This window comes from Streptomyces sp. DT224 (assembly GCF_049844595.1).
Taxonomy (GTDB): domain Bacteria; phylum Actinomycetota; class Actinomycetes; order Streptomycetales; family Streptomycetaceae; genus Streptomyces.
This window is the reverse complement of record NZ_JBNCLI010000002.1, coordinates 341,037-362,180: the sequence shown is the minus strand read 5'-3', so window position 1 is coordinate 362,180 and position 21,144 is coordinate 341,037. Positions and strand designations below refer to the sequence as shown.

Sequence of the window (21,144 nt, the reverse complement as noted above, 5' to 3'; positions counted from 1 at the left end):
ACAGCCGCGATGAGCACTCTGGCCGCCGCGATCATCCTGGCCGCCGGGAGCGGTTGCACCGACACCCCCCACTACGCCCCACCGCCCGCCACCTACTACGTCAGCCCCGACGGGGACGACCGGAACTCCGGTACGTCCCCCGGCGAAGCCTGGCGGACCCTGCGGCGCGCCGAAGGCACGGACCTCGAACCCGGCACCTCGCTGATGCTGCAGGGGGGCGCCCGGTTCGCCGGGACGCTCACCGTGGGGAAGACGGAAGCGGGCGACGCCGACCGGCCCGTGGTCATCGGGTCGTACGGCACGGGACGGGCGACGGTGGCAGCGACGGACGGCCCCGGCATCTCCGTGCACGACACGGCAGGCGTCGAGATCCGGAACCTCACGGTGACCGGGAAGGACGGCTCCTACCTCCGCGACGGCGGCATCAATCTCTACAGCGACCTGCCGGGGGGCAAGAAGCTGGACCACGTGGCCGTCTCCGGCGTCGAGGTCTCCGGGTTCCGTGCGGGCATCGCGATCGGAGGTACGAGTGGAGGGTCGGGGTTCGAGAACGTGACTGTCAGCCGTTCCGCGCTGCACGACAACAAAGACGTCGGACTGCTCACGTACGGTCCTGCCTTCGACGCCGCTCATCCCAGGTACGCCCACAGCCGCATCCGCATCGTGGGCGTGGCGGCCTACCACAACACCGGTGACCCCGCCTCGACCACGACACATTCCGGCAACGGCATCGTCCTCGGCAGCGTCCGCGACGCGACGGTCCGCGATTCGCACGCCCATGACAACGGGACCCGCGCCGCCGCCGAGGCGCCGGCCGGCCCCGTGGGCATCTGGGCGTACGACGCCACGGGCGTCCTTCTGGAGCACAACACCTCGTACCGCAACCACACCGGCTCCCGCGTCGACGGCGCGGGCTTCGGTCTCGACTCCAACGTCTCGGACTCGACTGTGCAGTACAACCTGGCCTTCCAGAACGACGGCCCGGGGTTCTACGCGTACACGGACCGGAAGAACGGCGCCCACCGGGACAACACCATCCGCTACAACATCGCGGCCGGCAACGGACGCAAGCTGCCCGCCAAGGGCGCTCTGACCGTCTACGGCAAGGACGTCCGGAGCCTGGACATCTATCAGAACACCGTGGTCATGCCGCGCTCGCCCAACGGCCGGGGGCCGGCGATCCTGCTGCGGGCCGGCCTGTCCCACGTCACCGTGCGCAACAACATCCTCGTGGCCGACAGCGCCCCGCTCATCGTCGCCGCGAAGGGGCTCACCCCTCGCAAGGTGCTTCTGCAGGGCAACAACTACTCCACGGCCTCCGGCTCCTGGACGGTGGACTGGGCAGGCCGCTCCTACGCGACCCTGTCCGCCTGGCGCACGGCGACAGGCCAGGAGCGCGCGGGCGGAACGTCCTCCGGCACGACCACTGACCCCTGCTTCGCCGGCGGCACACTGCCGCGGATCCGCTCCGCCGAGGATGCGCCCCTGATCATCCCCGACTGCGCCGCCCCGGTGGGCGCGGGACTCGATCTGCACGCCCTCTTCGGAACGGACCCCGGCGCCGTCGACTACTTCGGCAAGGCCTCCGGAACACCACCCCCCGTCGGCGCGGCGGTCCCGTCGGCTGAGGGCTGAGCCGGCGGGCACGCCCTTGCGCGACAAGATGCAAGGCCCTCCAGCGATACCTACCATCGGTGGGGGAGGCGCATGAAAGTGACCCGGACACGAGGACTCATGACCGCCTACGCCGTCCTCGTCGCCGGCCTTACCATCGTCTACCTGACCGTGCCGGACGCTCTCACTACTACGTGGGCGCTGATCGGCCTGTCGAGCGTGGCCGCCGTGTCCGTGGGCATCCGGGTCAATCGGCCCGCACACCCCTGGCCCTGGTGGACCCTGGCGGCGGCGTTGCTCGCGTTCACCGCGGGCGACACCTACTACAACAGTCTCGAAGCCTATTACTCGGCGGCCAACCCCTTCCCGTCCCCTGCCGACGCCTGCTATCTCGCGACCTACCCTCTCTTCACCGTTGGGCTGCTGGGTCTGGTGCGTCACCGCGTGACGGAACGAAACCTGTCGGGTCTGCTGGACGCCCTGATCCTCACCACGGGACTCGCGGTGCCGGTCTGGGTCTTCCTGGTACAACCGCTCGCCCACGTCGCGGACCTGACGTGGGTGCAACGCGCCACCAGCATCGCCTATCCGCTGGGCGACGTCCTGGTCCTGGCGTTGCTGGTCCGGCTGCTCACGCTGGGGCCTCACCGGAGCCGCAACCGGGCAGTACAGCTCCTCGTCCTCGGCACCCTGATCCTGCTCTGCTTCGACATCGCATACGGCATTCTGCAGCTCAACGGAACGTGGCAGGCCGGGTCCGCCCTGGACAGCGGCTGGATCATCTTCTACACGGCCTGGGGCCTGGCGGCCCTGCATCCGTCCATGACCGAGCTGACGGCGGGCGCGAACCGGCCGCAGTCGTTGCTCCCGCCGCCACGGCGGCTGTTGCTCCTGTCCGGCGCAGCCCTGATCGCACCGGCGGTCCTGCTGTACGAGGGATCGCACGATGCCGCGCGGGGCGTAGCCGTCATCGCCGCCTTCTCCGGTGTGCTCATCATGCTCGTCATTCTGCGGCTGTCGGACATGGTCGTCGTGCACCGCAAGGCGATGGCACGTGAGAACGCCCTGCGCTCGGCCGTCACCGCCCTCGTCGCAGCCATCACACCGCAGGACATCACCCGCGCCTGCGACCGAGCGGTGGCGGAGCTGTTCGGGCCTGAGGTGCCGCACGCGAGCATGCTTCTCTGGGCGCCGGAAGTCGAGAGTTCCGCCGGGCCGGATGCCCGTCGGACAGGCAGGGCGCCCCCCGGATCGGCGGCCGTTCTCTCCATCGGCGAGACCAGCCTGACGCCGGTCCACCGCCTCGGGCCGGTCCTCGCCGCCCGCCTCGGCCACCTCCGGACCGCCCTTCTGTGTCCCGTGGTCGAACCCGACCGGCCGGCGGGGGCCGAACTGCCGGGCGTCCTGCTGGCCGCAGGAACGGAGAAGCGGCTGAGCGAAATGCGCAGCTCGCTGGAAATCCTCGCCTCGCATGCGGGGCTGGCCATGCAGCGCATGTCGCTCCGCAGGGAGATCGGGCGCCGCGAGAACGAGGCCTACTTCCGCACACTGGTGCACAACGCCGCCGACGTCATACTCATCGTCGGCAGCGACGACACCATCAGCTATGCGAGCCCGTCGGCGCGTCACATGTTCGGCGCCGTCCAGCTCATCGGCACATCGCTGCCCGCACTCGTGATCGAGCAGGACAGGCGCAGAGCCGCCTGGGCGCTGGCCGCCATGCGTGACGGAGCCCGAAGCGAATCCCAGGGCCACTGGGGCATACACAACGGCAGCGACCACATCGAAGCCCAAGTGCGCTTCCGCGACCTGCGCGACGACCGCACAGTCCGTGGACTCGTCGTCACCCTCAGGGACGTGACCGAACAGCTGCACCTGGAACAGGAACTCACCGAACGGGCCTACCACGATTCGCTGACAGGGCTACCCAACCGGACGCTGCTGCTGGAGCGGCTCGATCGGGCGCTGCTGCGCGGTGGCCGCCAGGCGTCCGTCACCGGCATTCTGTTCATCGACCTCGATGACTTCAAGATCGTCAACGACAGCATGGGGCACGTGGCCGGGGATCAGCTTCTGGCCGCAGTGGGCGCCCGCCTGTCGGAAACCGTGCAGCGTACCGACACCGCGGCACGGCTGGGCGGAGACGAGTTCGCCGTGCTGATGGAGAACGCGAAGGCGCCCGTGGACGCCGAACTCCTCGCAGCGCAGGTGATCCAGACACTGAGCCGCCCCTTCCGGCTGCCGGCGGGGTCCGTCAGCGTCTCCGCCAGTATCGGGGTCGCCACAACCGTCGACAGCGCTGACACCAGCGAACTGCTCAGCCATGCCGACCTGGCCCTCTACTCGGCCAAGGTCGCCGGCAAGTGCCAGTGGCGCCACTTCCAGAACCGTCTCCGGGACCGCATGCTGGAGCAGCACGAACTGCGGACGAACCTGGATACGGCGCTCATCCGGGAGGAGTTCGCGCTGCGCTACCAGCCCGTGGTGGACATCGCCAGGGGCGAGGTCGTCGGATTCGAGGCGCTGGCCCGATGGCCGAACGCCCGGTCCGGACCGGTCCCGCCGCAGCAGTTCATCGCACTCGCCGAGGAGACCGGGCACATCACTTCGTTGGGGGCCTGGGTCCTGGGGCACGCCACCTCGGACATGGCCGTCCTGCAGAGCGCCGCACCCGGCCATCCGCCCTACATCAGCGTCAACGTCTCGGCCCGGCAGTTGCGGGACGCGGACTTCCTGGACAAAGTGCGCCGCGCTCTGGCCACTCCCGGCCTCGCTCCGGGATCACTTCAGCTGGAACTCACCGAAACAGTCCCCGTGCGGCGGGACCGCCAGATCGAGGCCGTGATGCGAAGTCTCAAGGACCTCGGCGTTCGCATCGCGGTCGACGATTTCGGCACGGGGTACTCGTCGCTGCGCTACCTCCGGGACTTCCCGGTCGATGTACTGAAGATCGACAAGTCGTTTGTCGACGACATCACCTCGGACGCGCAGCAGATGGCGCTCGTCGAAGGGATCGTCACCATCGCCGACACGCTCGGCCTTCAGGTCATCGCCGAGGGGATCGAGGACCGCCGACAACGCGATCTGCTCGCCCGGACGGGCTGCCGGTTCGGCCAGGGCTTTCTCTACGCCCGCCCGATGACCCTCCAGCAGGGTGACTTCCTCCTGCGCCATCCCGCCGGGGACTGGCACCTGCCGGGCAACGGGCACCGGCAAAGGCCCGTGGAACCCGTCAGGAACCGCAGGCCCGCTACCGAGAGGTGAAACCGATGCCGCACACAACTGTGGAGACCGTGGGAGCGGCAGGCGCCCGGCCCGATCCGCGCTGGGGCGATCTCGAACATCTCAGGCGGACGAGTCCGATGACCGACGCGGTGCTCGACGAGGTACGGGGCAGACACATCCGCTGCGGAAACCACTGGCTGATCGATTTTGCATCCTGCAACTATCTGGGCTTCGACTACGACCCCGACGTCATCGCCGCGATCGAGCCGGCCGTACGGCGCTGGGGAACACACCCCAGCTGGTCACGGCTGCTGGGCAGCCCCCGGATCTACCCCGAGATCGAGGAACGGCTCACGGAGCTGCTGGAAGCACCGGACACACTCCTGCTCCCGACGGCCACGCTGATCCACGCCTCGGTGATCCCGATTCTGGCGGACGGTGGGGACGTCTTCGTCGAGGCCACCGCGCACCGGACCGTGTACGACGGGTGTGCGGCGGCGAGGGGACAGGGCGCAACACTCCACCGGTTCCAGGGCGGTGACCCCGGGCAACTCGACGCCATGCTGCGGACCGTGCCGTCACGCGCCCCGCGGCTCGTCTGTCTGGACGGCGTGAACAGCATGAGCGGCAACATCCCCGACGTACGTGAACTGGCCGCTGTATGCCGCCGCAGCGGCGCCACCCTCTACATCGACGACACCCACGGCTTCGGGGTCATCGGGGAACGGCGGCCGGACGAGCTCTGCCCCTACGGAGCACGGGGAAACAGCGTGGTCCGGCACGCGGGCGAGTCGTACGACGACATCGTGCTCGTCGGCGGTTTCTCCAAGGCGTACTCATCGCTGCTGGCCTTTCTCGCCCTTCCCACCTCGCTCAAGTCACTGCTCAAGGTCGCCGCCGCCCCCTATCTGTACTCCGGTCCTTCGCCGACCGCTTCCCTGGCCACCACGCTCGCGGGTCTGGAGGTCAACGACCGCCGTGGTGATGCCATCCGCGCCGATATCCACCGCAAGACCGCCACGGTGCTCGACCACGTCCACGGCCTGGGCCTGGACACACCCAACGCGGACGGGCTGCCGATCGTCGAGATCATGCTCGACGACCCCGCGGACCTGGACGCTGTCGCCCTTTCCCTGTGGGGCAGCGGCATCTACGTGACCCTGGCTGCCTATCCTCTGGTGCCGCGCGACCGCGTCGGCTTCCGCATCCAGATCACGGCACTGAACTCCGAGGACGACATCGCAACCCTGTGCGAGGCGCTGACGCGGCTCAGCAAGCAGTTCGCACTGAGGCGGCGGGAAGACTGAGGGCGCCATGCGCAGGACACCGACGTGCAACGACGATGTGGACTGGGACAGCTGGCCTGTGCAGGACTATCTCGCGGAGAACTACCGGGAACTCCACCCGTCCGACGCGGCCGTCATCGCGCACCACAGCGCCTTCTATCGGCGACTGGCGCCCGGCAGCGCCGTACGCTCGGCCGAGTTCGGGGCCGGACCCAACCTCTATCCGCTCATGCTGGCCGCTGCCGCAAGCCGGCATGTGGACGCGATCGAGGCGAGCGCGGCGGGCGTCGCCTATCTGAACCGGCAGCTGCACCTGGGTGCAGACCCCAGTTGGGAGCCCTTCTACACGCTCTGCCGGAAATTGAATCCGCAGCTGCCACCGGCCCTGTCGCAAGCCCTCTCCGTGGTGCACGTCGTACACGCCGACGCGCGCGGTCTCACCCCCGGCACCTACGACCTCGCGTCGATGAACTTCGTCGCTGAAGGAGTCACCGAGGACTTCGACGAGTTCAAGGAGTTCTGCGGGCGATTCGTACGCTGCGTGCGCCCCGGCGGGCGCGTGGTCGCCGCGTTCATGGAGAACATGCCCACGTACCGTTTCGGTCCGGCTTCGCGATGGCCCGGCTGTCCGGTGGACCGTCGCCTCGTCACCGAGGTCTTCGCCCCGCTGACCCAGCAGCTCGCCGTCACCCGGATCGACTCGGACTCCAGTCTGCCGGATTACGGGGATTCCGGAATGGTGCTCCTGGAGGCGGTCAGGCCGCTGAGTCCGGCGTGACGCCGGCCCGCTGGAGGGCGAACGCCGTCTCCACGAGAGCGATGTGGCTGAAGGCCTTCGGAGCGTTTCCCAGCTGACGACCTGCCTGGGGGTCCCACTGCTCCGCCAGGAGACCGACATCGTTACGGACACCGAGGACCCTCTCGAACGTGTCGCGCGCCCCGTCCAACTGGCCGACTCCGGCGAGAGCCTCGGCATACCAGAGCGAGCACGCCACCGACGTGCCCTCCGGTCCACGCATGCCGTCGATGCTGTGCACTCCGCTGCCGTCCGGTGCGTAACGCCTGAGAAAGCCCTGGTGATCGAGGCCGCGCATCGCTGCGACGGTGCCACGTACCCGTTCGTCGTCCGGCGGAAGGAAGCCGAGACGCGAGATCAAGAGAGCTGACGCGTCGAGCGAGGGAGACCCGTAGGACTGGACGAATGAACGCTGCTCCGCGTCCCAGCCCTCGCGGCACACTTCCTCGCGCACCGCGTCGCGCATCGCCCGCCACTCCGCCGATGACCCGTTTCTGCCGAGGAGAGCGCCCATGCGCAGAGCACGGTCTGCGGCGACCCAGGACATGATCTTGGAATGTACGAAGTGCCGTTGAGGGCCCCTTACCTCCCACAGACCTCGGTCCGGATCGCGCCAGTGCTTCTGGAGGTAGCGCATCATCGCATTCACGAGGCTCCACATGTGGCCTTGCACGGGTATGCCCGCGCGGAGGCACCGATAGAGGGCGTCAATGACCTCCCCGTACACGTCGAGCTGCAGCTGGCCCGCGGCGGCGTTCCCGAATCGAACGGGGCGCGTCCCTTCGTATCCGGGCAGCCAGGGAGCTTCGGTCTCCGGCAGCCTCCGTTGCCCTTCGACCCCGTACACCGCCTGCAGGTCAGCCGGTTCACCTGCGATGGTGCGGAGCAGCCAGTCCAGCCACGCTGTCGCCTCCTCCCGGTAGCCGCTTCGCAGCAGGCAGGACAGGGCAAAGGCCGAGTCGCGCAGCCAGCAGAACCGGTTGTCCCAGTTCCGCTCCCCTCCTACGCACTGGGGGAGCGAGGTGGTCGGCGCCGCGATGATGCCGCCCGTGGGTGCGTAGGTGAGCGCCTTCAACGTGATCAGGGATCGCACCACCGCCTCGCGCCAGGGCCCCTCGTAGCGGCACTGGGACGTCCATTCACGCCAGAAGTCCCCTGTCTCCTTCAAGGCCGTCTCCGCCGGCACGCACAGTTCGAGGGGAGGGTTGTCCAGGTGCGACGGAGCCCAGGCGAGCATCAGAGTCAGGCGTCGGCCTGCCGGTACGGCGAACTCCGTGACGGTGGAGCCGTCACATTCGAGGACATCCACCGGGGCGTCGGCGCTCTGCCACAGGGCATCCGGACCGGCGACGGCAACGGTGCACGCGCCTTCCCGTCTCACCCATGGCACTACGCGCCCCTGGTGAAAGCGTGGCCTCAGTTCGCTGCGCATGGTGACACAGCCCGCAATGCCCTCCACGATGCGCACCAGAAAGGGCGAGTTGCTACGCGGCGGCATGAAATCCGTGACACGCACGGCTCCGGTTTCGGTCTCCCACCAGGAGTCGAGGATCAGTGTGTCGTCGCGGTATCCCCTGCGGGAACACTCTTGCGCGCCTTCGGGCGCGATCCGCCAGAAACCGTTGCTGCCGTTACCGAGCAAGGCGGCGAAACATGCCGGTGAATCGAACTGCGGAACGCAGAGCCAGTCGACCGAGCCGTCGCCTCCGATCATGGCGGCGGTCTCCAGATCACTGACGATGGCGTAGTTCTCGATTGGATTGCTCATGATCGCACTACGCCGTGGTACACAAAGCCGCTGCCTCCAGGCTACGCCACATCTCGTGCCGGGAAAGGCCGAGACAGGCCGGGTGACGAGCCAGAGCCTGGGCGTGGCTTTGTGCGACGCAGCACGAGGACTGCCGTGGCGTTCCGATGACCCCAGGACGTGACGCAATGGTGCAATTAAACTGAAGGGGCGCCCCCCGCGGCGGACTGGCTGAGCCCTTCCGCAAGCCCTGCCGGGCGCCAATGACTCGGAGCGAGCACCGCGCCGCCGGCGCCGCCATCGGCGCGGTCGCAGGCCGGCAGCATTCCTTGCTGTGCCTGCCGGAGTGGTGCTCGCCCCACGGAGAAGGCCACCATGCCCAAAATGATTCATAGGGCCGTCATCCCTGCCGCAGGTATCGGCTCCCGGCTGCTGCCCTTGACCAAGGCCATCCCCAAAGAGATGCTGCCGATCGGAGAAAAGCCGGTCATCGAGCACACCGTGTGTGAACTCGTCGCCTCGGGAATCACTGACATCACGATCGTTGTATCCCAGGGGAAGGGGCTCATCCAGGACCATTTCCGGCCCGCGCCGGCGCTGGCGGAGCAACTCCGCGCCGATGGAAAAGGCCACTTCGCCGATGCCGTGGAGGAGGTCGCCGCACTGTCCCGCCGCGGTCACATCACCTACCTCGACCAGCACGGCCCGTACGGCAACGGCACACCGGTCCTCAACGCCGCCCACAACTACGGCGACGAGCCCATGCTCGTGCTGTGGCCGGATGACGTGTTCGTTGCCGAAGTCCCCCGTGCCCAGCAGCTGATCCGGGCCTACGAGGCAATGAACTGCCCCGTATTGGCACTCATGCCCATGGACCGCGCCGACTCGTACCGCTACGGCGTGCCCGTCGTCAAGGAGGACATGGGGGACGGGACGCTGCGGATCACCGGGCTCGTGGAGAAGCCCAGGCCGGCCGACGCGCCGTCCGAGTACGCCGCCATCGGCGGATACGTCGTCACCCCCGGCATCATCGACGAAGTGCGCGAGCAGACCCGCCTCTGGCACGCCGCAGGGGATTCGACCGCAGAGGTCTACCTCACCGACGCCATCAATGCCTACGCGGCAACCCGCGCGGCGTACGGACAGGTCATCCAGGGCCGGTGGTTCGACACGGGGAACCCTGCCGCATACCTCGAAGCCCAGTTCGCGGCCGCACTGCATCACCCCGAATACGGCCCACGCCTGCGCGAACTCGCGCGCAGCATGGACACATCCGGCACCGCTGGGACGTCAGCGGGATAGCCCGCGTACAGAGGCGGAGCTGCGCACGCCCCGGTCGACGGCGGCCCCACGGTGGAACGGTGGGCCGCCGGTGGCGAGGGGCGCCCCATCGCCCGGACCCGGGTCAGCCCGAGACGCTCGCCCGGCCGTTCTCGATGTGCCCCATCAGCGGGCGCCGGAAGGCGCTGTTCCCGAGTTCCTCGGCCATGCGGCGGATCACGGGCTGAAACGGATCCTCCGCGGCTCGTCCCCGTCAGCCTTCCCGGACCGCGACGCCTGATCCACCGCCTCACCCGCCGCCGACCGGCCACGATCGACCACATTCTGCACTGGCCGAACTGGCGAAGCCGACGACAACGCCGAGCCGGCACCAGCCACCGCAAACGCCGCGGCCACACACCACCAGAAACTAATGAATCGTCACGGACGACTGTCGCAGTACTAGAGCGCGGTCAGGATGCGCGGGCCGTCGTCCGTGATCGCCACCGTGTGCTCGGCGTGCGCGGCCCGGCTGCCGTCCGTCGTGCGCAGGGTCCAGCCGTCGCGGTCCGCGCGGTACGTGTCCACACCGCCGCCGATCAGCATCGGCTCGATGGCCAGGACCATGCCGTGCCGCAGCGGCATCCCGCGCCCCGGCCGGCCCTCGTTGGGCACGCCCGGGTCCTCGTGCATGTCGCGGCCCACGCCGTGCCCGCCGAACCCCTCGGGGATGCCGTAGCCGGCGGAGCGGCAGACCGTGCCGATGGCGTGCGCGATGTCACCGATCCGGTTTCCCACCGTGGCGGCCGCGATACCGGCTTCCAGCGCCTTGTACGCCGTGTCGACGAGCCGGGTGTCGGCGGGGCGGGCGCGGCCCACGGTGAAGCTGATCGCCGAGTCACCGGCCCAGCCGTCCAGCTTCGCGCCCGCGTCGATGCTGACCAGGTCGCCGTCGCGCAGCCGGTAGTCGGTCGGGATGCCGTGCACGATCGCGTCGTTGACCGACGCGCAGATGACCGCGGGGAAGGGGACCGGGGCGAAGTGCGGCCGGTAGTTGAGGAACGGCGAGCCGGCGCCCGCCTCGCGCAGCACCCCGCGTGCGACCTCGTCGAGTTCGCGCAGCGAGACGCCGACCGCGGCCGCCTCCCGGGTGGCCGTCAGCATCTGTGCGACGACGCGGCCGGCCGCGCGCATGGCTTCGATGGATGTGTCCGTCTTGAGTTGCACCATGCCAATTACAATACCGCAATTACTATACCGGTCCGAGCGGTATTAGAATGACGGCATGGTCCGTACCCCCCTGACCCCCGAAGAGCGCCTGCGCGGCGAACGGCTCGGCCTGCTGCTGCGTGAGGCGCGAGGCGCCCGCAGCATGACCGAGATCGCCGCCCGTGCCGGGATCTCCGCCGAGACCCTGCGGAAGATCGAGACCGGCCGCGCCCCCACCCCCGCCTTCTTCACCGTCGCCGCCCTGGCCGGTGCGCTCGGCCTCTCCATGGACGAACTCCTGCTGCGCTGCGCCCCGGAGCCGGCGATCGTACCGCTGGCCGGCTAGGGCGTGCTGCGAAAGCCCCGCCCTTAGGCTGGGCCCCATGAGCCTCCAGGACTTCGCGCGCAGCGAGTACGTCAGCCTCACCACGTACCGCAAGGACGGGACGCCCGTCGCCACCCCCGTCTGGGCGGTGGCCGACGGCGGCGAACTGCTCGTCTGGACCAAGACCGACTCCTGGAAGGTCAAGCGGCTGCGCAACGACAGCCGGGTCCGCGTCACCGTCTGCGATGTGCGTGGGCGGACCGAGGAGGGTGCCCCGAGCGCCGAGGGCACCGCCAGGCTGCTCGGCGAGCGCGAGACGGCCGCCGTGCGCCGCGCGATAGGGCGTAAGTACACCTGGAAGTACTGGCTGCTCGACTACCCGGCGATGATCGTCCGGCTCGGCAAGCGCCCGCACACGGGGATCGCCATCACCCTCTGAGCCCCGCCCCGGTCCGAGCCCCGCCCCGGCTGCCTCGGACCCGCAAAGCGCGCGTAGCCGTCCCGTAACACGTCTGCGGTCGAATGCCCCGGACTGGAGGGTTCCAGCCGGCGGCGGCCGAAGGCGACGGTGACGGTGCATCAAGAGACGGGGTCGGTAAAGGACTTCGCGTGCCACCTGCGCGAGCTGGTGGCACTGCTCGATCATGGGCGGGGCTGGTACGGGGTCTTCCGGCGACGCGACCCGGCGGGCATGGACGCCTGCCTGGACGGGGCGGAGCTGCCGCCCTGGGACGTGATGGAGGCGCTCTTCTCGGACCTGGCGCAGGTGCGGGGGACCGCGTACGCGGAGGAGGCGGCGGCGCGTGCCGCCCGGTTGCACGCGGACTGCGCCCTCGGCCTCGACAGCCGTCCCGGCGGCCGCGCCCGGCTCGTGGAACGGCTCGGCCTGATGCTCCGCGAGCAGGCGTACGCCGCCGAGCGGCTGTGGGCGGTCCGGGAGAGCGGCGACGGGGACGAGGGCGCCGGGGCGCTCGCCTGGGCCCGCGACGACCACGCCCGCGCCTCGGCCCGCTGCGCCGAACTCCGCCGCCGCCTGTCCGCCCTCTCCCGCGCCCCGGACCGGCTCGCAACGCGCGCGGCGGCCCCGGCGAGGCCGGCCGCCCCGGAGCCGGAGCCCGCGCCCCACGAAACCCTGCCCGCCCGGAAGCGGAAGCCGACCGGGGCCCGGTTCGCCGGCCTTGAGGCCGAGGGCGGCGGCGCGGACAAGGGGCCCGTGCTGCCCGCCGCACCGGCCGCGTCGCCGCGCGGCGCCCGCTTCGGCGGGGCACCGGCCGCACCGGCCGCAGACCGGCCCGCGGCCTCACCGGACCCGGTCGCACTCCGGTCCGCGCAGGCGGCCGTGGGCGCGCTGCTCCGTTTGCGGGCCGAGGGCCGCAGCGGCGAGGCGCACGCGGTGCTGTGTGAGGCGGCGGCCCTCCCCGCGCACCGGCTGCCGCTCCTGGCCGTCGAGCTGCACCGGGCCGGGCTCGGCGCGGACTGGGCGACCCTGCTCTGGGAGGTCGCCTCGCTGCCCCCGGACGGGCTCGCTGCCGGGTGGACGCGCTGGCGGCGGCGGGGCGGGCCGAGGACTGCGGGCGGCTGCTGCGGCAGGGCGTCGCGCGTCCGCCCGCCGAGGTCGCCGAAGCCGTGGCCGCCCTCGACCGGGCGGGCCGGGGGCCGCTGGCCCAGACGCTGCTCGGCGCCTTCGTCCGGACACGCTCGCCGCAGGAGGCGGCCGGGATCGCTTCGATCGACCCGCCCCGGCTCGTACCGCAACTGCTGGCCGCCGCCCGGGCGGTGTCCGAGGCGCAGGGGCGGGGCGTCGAGCACGCGCTGCGTGTCGCGGGTCTCGGCTGAGGCGCACTGGCCCGCACGGGTGTGAAACATGATCGACTCAGCTGGTTCACGGCGATGGTCTTGCCCCGCCGTGTGACGGGGCTTACGTTCTCCCCTACGCACGTGTCTACGGGCGTAGAAGCACGAAGAGGCTCTCTGACGCCGCGTCGAAGGAGCAGCTCATGTCCCACGTCGTACGCGCCGCACTCGTCCAGGCGACCTGGACCGGCGACACCGAATCCATGATCGCCAAGCATGAGGAGCACGCCCGCGAGGCCGCCCGGCAGGGGGCGAAGATCATCGGCTTCCAGGAAGTGTTCAACGCCCCCTACTTCTGCCAGGTGCAGGAGCCCGAGCACTACCGCTGGGCCGAGGCGGTGCCGGACGGGCCGACCGTACGGCGGATGCGGGACCTGGCCCGCGAGACCGGCATGGTGATCGTGGTCCCGGTCTTCGAACTGGAGCAGTCCGGCTTCTACTACAACACCGCCGCCGTGATCGACGCCGACGGCTCCTACCTCGGCAAGTACCGCAAGCACCACATCCCGCAGGTCAAGGGCTTCTGGGAGAAGTACTACTTCAAACCCGGCAACGCCGGCTGGCCGGTCTTCGACACCGCCGTCGGCAAGGTCGGCGTCTACATCTGCTACGACCGGCACTTCCCCGAGGGCTGGCGGCAACTCGGGCTCAATGGAGCCCAGTTGGTGTACAACCCGTCCGCCACCTCGCGCGGCCTCTCCGCCCATCTGTGGCAGCTGGAACAGCCCGCGTCCGCCGTCGCCAACGAGTACTTCATCGCCGCGATCAACCGCGTCGGCCAGGAGGAGTACGGCGACAACGACTTCTACGGCACCAGCTACTTCGTGGACCCGCGCGGCCAGTTCGTCGGGGACGTCGCCAGTGACAAGGAAGAGGAACTCCTCGTCCGCGACCTGGACTTCGGGCTCATCGAGGAGGTCCGGCAGCAGTGGGCGTTCTACCGGGACCGACGGCCCGACGCGTACGAGGGGCTGGTCGAGCCGTGAGCAGCCTCCACCACCGCCACCTCGCCGTCAGCCCCGACTGGCTGGCGCTCTACTACCGCCACCCGCTGGAGATCACGCACGGCGAGGGCCGCCACGTCTGGGACGCGGACGGCAACCGCTACCTCGACTTCTTCGGCGGCATCCTCACCACCATGACCGCCCACGCGCTGCCCGAGGTCAGCAAGGCCGTCAGTGAGCAGGCCGGTCGGATCATCCACTCCTCGACGCTCTACCTCAACCGCCCGATGATCGAGCTGGCCGAGCGCATCGCCTCGCTCTCCGGCATCCCCGACGCCCGGGTCTTCTTCACCACCTCGGGCACCGAGGCCAACGACACCGCCCTGCTCCTGGCCACCACGTACCGCAGGTCGAACCAGATCCTGGCGATGCGCAACAGCTACCACGGCCGGTCCTTCTCCGCGGTCTCCATCACCGGCAACAACGCCTGGTCGCCCACCAGCTTCTCGCCGCTCCAGACCCTGTACGTGCACGGTGGCGTCCGCACCCGCGGCCCCTACGCGCACCTGAGCGACGAGGAGTTCACCGCCGCCTGCGTCGCGGACCTGGAGGACCTGCTCGGCCACACGCGCACCCCGGCCGCCCTGATCGCCGAACCCATCCAGGGCGTCGGCGGTTTTACCTCCCCGCCGGACGGGCTCTACGGCGCGTTCCGCGAGGTGCTGAACCGGCACGGTGTGCTGTGGATCTCCGACGAGGTGCAGACGGGGTGGGGGCGCTCCGGCGAACACTTCTGGGGCTGGCAGGCCCACGCCCAGAACGGGCCGCCGGACATCCTCACCTTCGCCAAGGGCATCGGCAACGGGATGTCCATCGGCGGCGTGGTGGCCCGCGCCGAGGTCATGAACTGCCTGGACGCCAACTCCATCTCGACGTTCGGCGGTTCACCGGTCACCATGGCGGCCGGCCTCGCCAACCTCTCGTACCTCCTGGAACACGACCTCCAGGGCAACGCCCGCCGCGTCGGCGGCCTGCTCATCGAACGGCTGCGCGCGATCGGCGCCGCCTCGGAGCGGGTCCGCGAGGTGCGGGGCCGGGGCCTGATGATCGGCGTCGAGCTGGTCAGGCCGGGCACCGACGAGGCCGACCCGGAAGCGGCCGCGGCCGTCCTGGAGGCGGCGCGCGAGGGTGGCCTGCTCATCGGCAAGGGCGGCGGCCACAACACCAGCGTCCTGCGCATCGCCCCGCCGCTGTCGCTCGCGATCGCCGAGGCGGAAGAGGGGGCGGACATCCTCGCCGACGCCCTGCGCGCGGTGGGCTGAGCGCCGACACCCGCGCGGGTGCGGGGGCAAGGACCCCGCACCCGCGTTCCACCAGCACAACGAGGAGGGGTACCCATGAGCCGTACCGTCATCCGCGGCGGCCTGGTCGTCACCGCGTCGGACGAGATGCACGCGGACGTCCTCGTCGACGGCGGCCGGATCGCCGCGCTCGCCGCCCACGACAGCGACGAGGCGGCCGGCTGGACCGCCGCCCGCACCATCGACGCGACCGGCAAGTACGTCATCCCGGGCGGCGTCGACGCGCACACCCACATGGAGATGCCGTTCGGCGGCACCTACGCGGCCGACACCTTCGAGACCGGCACCCGCGCCGCGGCCTGGGGCGGTACCACCACCATCGTGGACTTCGCCATCCAGTCCGTCGGCCGCTCCCTGCGCGAGGGGCTCGACGCCTGGTACGCCAAGGCGGACGGCAACTGCGCGATCGACTACGCCTTCCACATGATCCTCGCCGACGTGAACGAGGCCTCGCTCAAGGAGATGGACCTCCTGGTCGGCGAAGGCATCACGTCCTTCAAGCTCTTCATGGCGTACCCCGGTGTCTTCTACAGCGACGACGGGCAGATCCTGCGCGCCATGCAGCGGGCCGAGTCCAACGGCGGCCTGATCATGATGCACGCGGAGAACGGCATCGCCATCGACGTCCTCGTGGAGCAGGCCCTCGCCGCCGGCCGCACCGATCCCCGCTACCACGGCGACGTACGCAAGGTGGCGCTGGAGGCCGAGGCCACCCACCGCGCGATCCAGCTCGCCCGGGTCGCGGGAGCGCCGCTGTACGTCGTGCACGTCTCCGCGGACGAGGCCGTCGCCGAGATCGCCGCCGCCCGCCACCAGGGGCAGCCGGTCTTCGGCGAGACCTGCCCGCAGTACCTCTTCCTCTCCACGGACAACCTCGCGGAACCGGACTTCGAAGGCGCCAAGTACGTCTGCTCCACCCCGCTGCGGCCCCGGGAGCACCAGGAGGTGCTGTGGCGCGGGCTGCGCAACAACGAGCTCCAGGTCGCCTCCACCGATCACTGCCCCTTCTGCTTCTCCGGGCAGAAGGAGAGGGGCCGGGGCGACTTCTCGAAGATCCCCAACGGCATGCCGGGCGTCGAGAACCGCATGGACCTGCTGCACCAGGCCGTGGTGGACGGCCACATCTCGCGGCGCCGCTGGATCGAGATCGCCTGCGCGTCCCCGGCGAGGATGTTCGGCCTCTACCCCAAGAAGGGCACGATCGCGCCCGGCGCCGACGCGGACATCGTCGTCTACGACCCGGCGGCCCGGCAGACCGTGTCAGCCGAGACCCACCACATGAACGTCGACTACTCGGCGTACGAGGGGAAGCAGCTCACCGGCCAGGTCGAGACGGTGCTCTCGCGCGGCGAGGTCGTCATCGACCACCGCACGTACACCGGCCGCGCCGGCCACGGCATCTACACCCCACGCGCCACCTGTCAGTACCTGAACTAGGAGCAACGGGCATGGACTTCGGACTCGTCCTCCAGACGGACCCGCCCGCATCGGCCGTGATCAGCCTGATGCGCCGCGCCGAACGCAACGGGTTCCGCTACGGCTGGACCTTCGACTCGGCGGTGCTCTGGCAGGAGCCGTTCGTCATCTACAGCGGCATCCTGGAACACACCGAGCGGCTCACCGTCGGCCCCATGGTCACCAACCCGGGCACCCGCACCTGGGAGGTCACCGCCTCCACCTTCGCCACGCTCAACGACATGTACGGCAACCGGACCGTGTGCGGGATCGGGCGCGGCGATTCCGCGATGCGCGTCGCCGGGCGCCCGCCCAACACCCTGGCCCGGCTCGGCGAGGCCATCGACGTCATCCGGGACCTCGCCGAGGGCCGCGAGGCGGACATCGGCGGGCAGCCGGTCCGCATCCCCTGGATCAAGGACGGCAAGCTCCCCGTCTGGATGGCCGCCTACGGCCCCAAGGCCCTCGCGCTCGCCGGGCAGAAGGCCGACGGCTTCATCCTCCAGCTCGCGGACCCCTACCTCACCGAGTGGATGATCAAGGCCGTACGGGACGCGGCGGCCGGGGCCGGCCGCGACCCGGACTCGGTCACCATCTGCGTCGCCGCCCCCGCCTACGTCACCGACGACGACTCGCCCGAGGCGCTGGCCCACGCCCGGGACCAGTGCCGCTGGTTCGGCGGGATGGTCGGCAACCACGTCGCCGACCTCGTCGCCCGGTACGGCGAGCACTCGGGCATGGTCCCCGACGAGCTGACCGCGTACATCAAGGACCGGCAGGGCTACGACTACAGCCACCACGGACGCGCCGGGAACCCCGACACCGCATTCGTCCCCGACGCCGTCGTGGACCGCTTCTGCCTGCTCGGCCCGGCCGCCGCCCATGTCGAGAAGCTGAGACACCTCAAGGGGCTGGGCGTCGACCAGTTCGCGGTGTACAACATGCACGACGCCCGCGAGGCCACCATCGACGCCTACGGCTCCGCCGTCATCCCCGCCCTCACCGACTGACGGCCGCACCCCGGTCACCCGCAACGCCGGTCGTACGCAACCCCCCGCGCCCCGCCCGCCCCGCACGGCACCGCCCCGAGCGAAGGGTCCAGCCGCCATGACATCGACCGCACCCCCGTCACCGTCCCCCTCGCCGGAACCCATACCGGCCGACCGCACCGACCGCGTCGAACTCGCGCCCGGCGCCGTCCCCGACGACAACCGCTTCGTCAACGCGGACCTGCTCCCCGTCCCGCTGGCACGGCGCGTCTGGACCACGTACACCTTCACCGCCCTGTGGGTCGGCATGGCCCACAACATCCCGTCCTGGCTGCTCGCCTCCGGTCTCGTCGCCCTCGGCATGGACTGGAAACAGGCCGTCTTCACCATTGCGCTCGCCAACCTGATCGTGCTCGGGCCCATGCTGCTCACCGGCCACGCCGGGCCCAAGTACGGCATCCCCTTCCCGGTCCTGGCCCGGGCCTCGTTCGGGCTGCGCGGCGCCAACCTGCCGGCGCTCATCCGGGCGGCGGTCGCCTGCGCGTGGTTCGGCATCCAGACCTGGATCGGCGGCGTCGGCATCTTCACCCTGCTGGGCAAGGTGTTCGGCGGGTGGGCCGAGGCGTCCGAGATCGGAGGGCAGCCCTGGACGCTCTGGCTGTGCTTCGCCCTCTTCTGGGCGCTCGAACTCGCCATCATCCACCGGGGGATGGACGCGCTGCGCCGGTTCGAGAACTGGGCGGCACCCTTCGTCATCGTCGGCGCGCTGGTCCTCCTGGTGTGGATCGCGGTGAAGGCCGGAGGCTTTGGACCCCTGCTCGACCAGCCGTCGGAGCTCGGGTGGGGCAAGGACTTCTGGCCCGTCTTCTTCCCGTCCCTGATGGGCATGATCGCCTTCTGGGCCACGCTCTCCCTGAACATCCCCGACTTCACCCGCTTCGGCGCGGGCCAACGGGCCCAGATCCGGGGCCAGTCGCTCGGGCTGCCGACGACGATGACCCTGTTCGCGCTCCTCTCGGTGCTCGTCACCTCCGGCTCGCAGGCCGTCTACGGGAAAGCCGTCTGGGACCCGGTCGAGCTCGTCGCCCACACCGACAACGTCTTCGGACTCCTCTACGCCCTGGTGACCGTCCTGGTCGCGACCATCTCCGTCAACATCGCGGCGAACGTCGTCTCACCCGCGTACGACCTGGCGAACCTCGCGCCGAAGTTCATCAGCTTCCGTACGGGCGCGCTGATCACCGGGGTCGTCGGCGTCGTCATCATGCCGTGGAAGCTCACCGAGACGCCCGAGCTGTACATCTTCACCTGGCTCGGCCTGGTCGGCGGGCTGCTCGGCACGGTCGCGGGCATCCTGATCGCCGACTACTGGATCGTCCGCCGCACGGTGCTCGATCTCGCGGACCTCTACCGGCCCGGCGGGCGCTACTGGTACACGGGTGGCTGGAACTGGCGGGCCGTCGCCGCCTTCGCGGTCGGCGGTGTCCTCGCGATCGGCGGTTCGCACTCGAAGCCGGGGGAGGGGCCGTTCCCCTCGGACGGCGTCATCCCGTTCCTGAAGCCGCTCGCGGACTACGGCTGGGCGGTGGGGCTGGCGGCCTCGCTCCTCGTGTACGTGGCACCGATGACCGGTCGCCGCCGGGCCTGAAGGCCGCCCGGGTGCGCCGGGGTTCGTCCGGCGCACCCGGGCGGTGCTGTCAGGAGGCCGTGCAGTTCACCTTGATCGGCGCTGCGGCGGCGTGCCGGTTGCTCGCGCCGCTGCCCCGGTTGTCGAGCACGATCGATATCTTTCCGGTGCTCACCGGGAAGGTGCCCGCGTAGACCCACTGGCCGAGGTGTGCGGTCTGGTTGATCTCGAAGGTGTCGATCACGGTGCTCGACTTCGCCTCGAAGTACCGGTGCACCGTGTAATGGGCGGGGCTGCCGCCCACGTAACTGATGTCCCTGACGTTCGGAATGAACACCCGTACCTGGCAGGAGCCCTTGGTAACCGATCCGGTGGGGAACTTCCACTGCGCCCAGTCGGTCGTCTTGGTGGAACTGCCGGACATGGGAAGGCTGTAGTAGAACCCGCTGCAGCCGTAGGACGTCTGGCTGCCGCCGCTTCCGCGCCAGCCCTCGTTACTGTCCCGCCACCGGTCGGACGTGACGAAACCGGGGGTGTCGCAGCCGGGGCCGATGAAGTGGCTGTACGTGACAGGGGCCACCCGGGCGCTGTCCTCGGCGGGGGAGCCGGCCGGCTTTTTACCGGTGCTGTCCTGACCGGCCGCCGCCTCCGACTTCGCGGGCGTCTTCGCCGTGGTGTCGCGCGCCTTCGTGTCCGCCTCCCCGGTCCTGTGGCCGGCGGTCTTCTCCTGCGGGGCGCCGGTCTCGTGCACACCGCCGCTCCTCGCGGTGTCGCCGTTCCCGGCGGTGCCGCCGTTCCTGGCGTCCGGCTTCGAGCCTGTCGCCTTGCCCGTGCGCGGTGTCTGCGCGGTGTCGTCCGGCGCGTTCTGCCGGCCGGGTACGTAACCCGGGCCGGAGCCGTCGGGACCCATCCGGCTGCCGGCCGGGGCGGCGGCGGAGGCCGGTGCGGGGTCGTCGTCCGACCCGGACAGGCCGGAGACGAGGAGGGTGGCGCCGATGAGGATCACGCCTCCGGCCACCGCAGCGGCGACCAAGGGCTTTCCGGGGCGGCCGGGGATGGCGGTGGCCGGCCGCGCGGGGGCGGTCGCCTCCTCCTCTGTCTCCGTCCGGGCTCCCTGAGCGGCGCGCGGTTCGGCTTCCGGCTCCGATTCGGCCCGCGCCGGGCCGGCTTCCGATTCAGCTTCCGGTCCGGCTTCGGATGCGGCTTCCGGTTCGCGTTCCGCTTCGGCCTGCTGCCCGGCCTCCGGCCCGTCCTTCGCTGCGGTCTCCGCCCCGGGGGCGGGTGCGGTCCGCGTCCGGACCGCTTCCTCGGGCTCCGCGGCGGCCGGCGGCTCCTCGGGGAACAGCCCGGAGGCCGGTTCCTCGGCCGGGGCCTGGACGGCCACCGCGCGGGCGGCGGCTGACTCGCTGGTTGCCATGACGTGCCTCTCAGATGGATCAGGACGGGGGCGGG

General features: G+C 70.3%; 15 protein-coding genes and 1 pseudogene. 13 read left to right on the top strand and 3 right to left on the bottom strand.

Going from position 1 to position 21,144, the window contains the following annotated elements; genetic code table 11:
• Window positions 1-9: 9 nt before the first annotated feature.
• From ACLQ2N_RS05235 to ACLQ2N_RS05220, 4 genes are all read left to right on the top strand, one after another.
• Window positions 10-1,635 (top strand): right-handed parallel beta-helix repeat-containing protein, encoded by a 1,626-nt coding sequence (locus ACLQ2N_RS05235; protein WP_425809510.1) that lies wholly within the window; start codon window positions 10-12, stop codon window positions 1,633-1,635.
• Window positions 1,636-1,734: 99 nt separating this feature from the next.
• A complete protein-coding gene (locus ACLQ2N_RS05230) occupies window positions 1,735-4,878 on the top strand; it encodes a putative bifunctional diguanylate cyclase/phosphodiesterase (RefSeq protein ID WP_425809508.1) in 3,144 nt (1,047 codons plus the stop codon).
• Window positions 4,879-4,883: 5 nt separating this feature from the next.
• Entirely contained in the window at window positions 4,884-6,146 is a 1,263-nt protein-coding gene (locus tag ACLQ2N_RS05225; RefSeq protein WP_425809506.1) for an aminotransferase class I/II-fold pyridoxal phosphate-dependent enzyme, read from the top strand.
• Window positions 6,147-6,153: 7 nt separating this feature from the next.
• Entirely contained in the window at window positions 6,154-6,903 is a 750-nt protein-coding gene (locus ACLQ2N_RS05220) for a class I SAM-dependent methyltransferase (protein WP_425809504.1), read from the top strand.
• Here ACLQ2N_RS05220 and ACLQ2N_RS05215 read toward each other — a convergent pair.
• On the bottom strand, window positions 6,881-8,689 hold the full coding sequence (locus tag ACLQ2N_RS05215; RefSeq protein ID WP_425809502.1) for a glycoside hydrolase family 15 protein: 1,809 nt from the start codon (window positions 8,687-8,689) through the stop codon (window positions 6,881-6,883). The two genes, ACLQ2N_RS05220 and ACLQ2N_RS05215, sit on opposite strands and share 23 nt — an antisense overlap.
• Before the next feature lie 354 nt (window positions 8,690-9,043).
• On the opposite strand from ACLQ2N_RS05215, the gene ACLQ2N_RS05210 reads away from it, so the two are divergent.
• Window positions 9,044-9,970, top strand: a complete 927-nt coding sequence (locus ACLQ2N_RS05210) for a UTP--glucose-1-phosphate uridylyltransferase (RefSeq protein WP_425809500.1) — start codon at window positions 9,044-9,046, stop codon at window positions 9,968-9,970.
• A gap of 420 nt (window positions 9,971-10,390) precedes the next feature.
• On the opposite strand, the gene map is transcribed toward ACLQ2N_RS05210, so the two are convergent.
• Window positions 10,391-11,158 (bottom strand): type I methionyl aminopeptidase, encoded by a 768-nt coding sequence (gene map / locus ACLQ2N_RS05205; RefSeq protein ID WP_425809498.1) that lies wholly within the window; start codon window positions 11,156-11,158, stop codon window positions 10,391-10,393.
• 55 nt (window positions 11,159-11,213) lie between these two features.
• On the opposite strand from map, the gene ACLQ2N_RS05200 reads away from it, so the two are divergent.
• The 8 genes and pseudogenes from ACLQ2N_RS05200 to ACLQ2N_RS05165 all read left to right on the top strand — a co-directional run bounded on the left by ACLQ2N_RS05200 (window position 11,214) and on the right by ACLQ2N_RS05165 (window position 19,713).
• A complete protein-coding gene (locus ACLQ2N_RS05200; RefSeq protein WP_425809496.1) occupies window positions 11,214-11,483 on the top strand; it encodes a helix-turn-helix domain-containing protein in 270 nt (89 codons plus the stop codon).
• Window positions 11,484-11,520: 37 nt separating this feature from the next.
• Window positions 11,521-11,901, top strand: coding sequence for a PPOX class F420-dependent oxidoreductase (locus ACLQ2N_RS05195; protein ID WP_425809494.1), 381 nt, complete (start codon window positions 11,521-11,523; stop codon window positions 11,899-11,901).
• 252 nt (window positions 11,902-12,153) lie between these two features.
• A pseudogene (locus ACLQ2N_RS05190) lies at window positions 12,154-13,298 on the top strand (hypothetical protein).
• Window positions 13,299-13,459: 161 nt separating this feature from the next.
• Complete coding sequence (locus ACLQ2N_RS05185) at window positions 13,460-14,302, top strand: nitrilase-related carbon-nitrogen hydrolase (protein WP_265539416.1); 843 nt, start codon at window positions 13,460-13,462, stop codon at window positions 14,300-14,302.
• Window positions 14,299-15,582: an aspartate aminotransferase family protein gene (locus ACLQ2N_RS05180; protein WP_425809492.1), complete on the top strand. Its 1,284-nt coding sequence runs from the start codon at window positions 14,299-14,301 to the stop codon at window positions 15,580-15,582. The genes ACLQ2N_RS05185 and ACLQ2N_RS05180 overlap by 4 nt, the downstream gene beginning before the upstream one ends.
• A 75-nt stretch (window positions 15,583-15,657) precedes the next feature.
• Window positions 15,658-17,058 carry a dihydropyrimidinase gene (gene hydA, locus ACLQ2N_RS05175; protein WP_425809490.1) on the top strand — a complete coding sequence of 467 codons (1,401 nt, stop codon included), beginning with the start codon at window positions 15,658-15,660 and terminating at the stop codon, window positions 17,056-17,058.
• A gap of 11 nt (window positions 17,059-17,069) precedes the next feature.
• Window positions 17,070-18,086: a TIGR03842 family LLM class F420-dependent oxidoreductase gene (locus ACLQ2N_RS05170; protein ID WP_425809488.1), complete on the top strand. Its 1,017-nt coding sequence runs from the start codon at window positions 17,070-17,072 to the stop codon at window positions 18,084-18,086.
• 97 nt (window positions 18,087-18,183) lie between these two features.
• On the top strand, window positions 18,184-19,713 hold the full coding sequence (locus ACLQ2N_RS05165; protein WP_425809486.1) for an NCS1 family nucleobase:cation symporter-1: 1,530 nt from the start codon (window positions 18,184-18,186) through the stop codon (window positions 19,711-19,713).
• A 49-nt stretch (window positions 19,714-19,762) separates the two neighbouring features.
• Here ACLQ2N_RS05165 and ACLQ2N_RS05160 read toward each other — a convergent pair whose 3' ends face one another.
• On the bottom strand, window positions 19,763-21,109 hold the full coding sequence (locus ACLQ2N_RS05160; RefSeq protein ID WP_425809484.1) for a hypothetical protein: 1,347 nt from the start codon (window positions 21,107-21,109) through the stop codon (window positions 19,763-19,765).
• Between the last annotated feature and the right edge of the window lie 35 nt (window positions 21,110-21,144).

Coding starts and splice junctions, on each gene's coding strand:
- ACLQ2N_RS05210 (WP_425809500.1), top strand. CDS start 9,044: ATGCCCAAAATGATTCATAGGGCCGTCATCCCTGCCGCAGGTATCGGC.
- ACLQ2N_RS05165 (WP_425809486.1), top strand. CDS start 18,184: ATGACATCGACCGCACCCCCGTCACCGTCCCCCTCGCCGGAACCCATA.
- ACLQ2N_RS05185 (WP_265539416.1), top strand. CDS start 13,460: ATGTCCCACGTCGTACGCGCCGCACTCGTCCAGGCGACCTGGACCGGC.
- ACLQ2N_RS05160 (WP_425809484.1), bottom strand. CDS start 21,109: ATGGCAACCAGCGAGTCAGCCGCCGCCCGCGCGGTGGCCGTCCAGGCC.
- ACLQ2N_RS05225 (WP_425809506.1), top strand. CDS start 4,884: ATGCCGCACACAACTGTGGAGACCGTGGGAGCGGCAGGCGCCCGGCCC.
- ACLQ2N_RS05220 (WP_425809504.1), top strand. CDS start 6,154: ATGCGCAGGACACCGACGTGCAACGACGATGTGGACTGGGACAGCTGG.
- ACLQ2N_RS05200 (WP_425809496.1), top strand. CDS start 11,214: ATGGTCCGTACCCCCCTGACCCCCGAAGAGCGCCTGCGCGGCGAACGG.
- ACLQ2N_RS05235 (WP_425809510.1), top strand. CDS start 10: ATGAGCACTCTGGCCGCCGCGATCATCCTGGCCGCCGGGAGCGGTTGC.
- map (WP_425809498.1), bottom strand. CDS start 11,158: ATGGTGCAACTCAAGACGGACACATCCATCGAAGCCATGCGCGCGGCC.
- ACLQ2N_RS05170 (WP_425809488.1), top strand. CDS start 17,070: ATGGACTTCGGACTCGTCCTCCAGACGGACCCGCCCGCATCGGCCGTG.
- ACLQ2N_RS05215 (WP_425809502.1), bottom strand. CDS start 8,689: ATGAGCAATCCAATCGAGAACTACGCCATCGTCAGTGATCTGGAGACC.
- ACLQ2N_RS05230 (WP_425809508.1), top strand. CDS start 1,735: ATGACCGCCTACGCCGTCCTCGTCGCCGGCCTTACCATCGTCTACCTG.
- hydA (WP_425809490.1), top strand. CDS start 15,658: ATGAGCCGTACCGTCATCCGCGGCGGCCTGGTCGTCACCGCGTCGGAC.
- ACLQ2N_RS05195 (WP_425809494.1), top strand. CDS start 11,521: ATGAGCCTCCAGGACTTCGCGCGCAGCGAGTACGTCAGCCTCACCACG.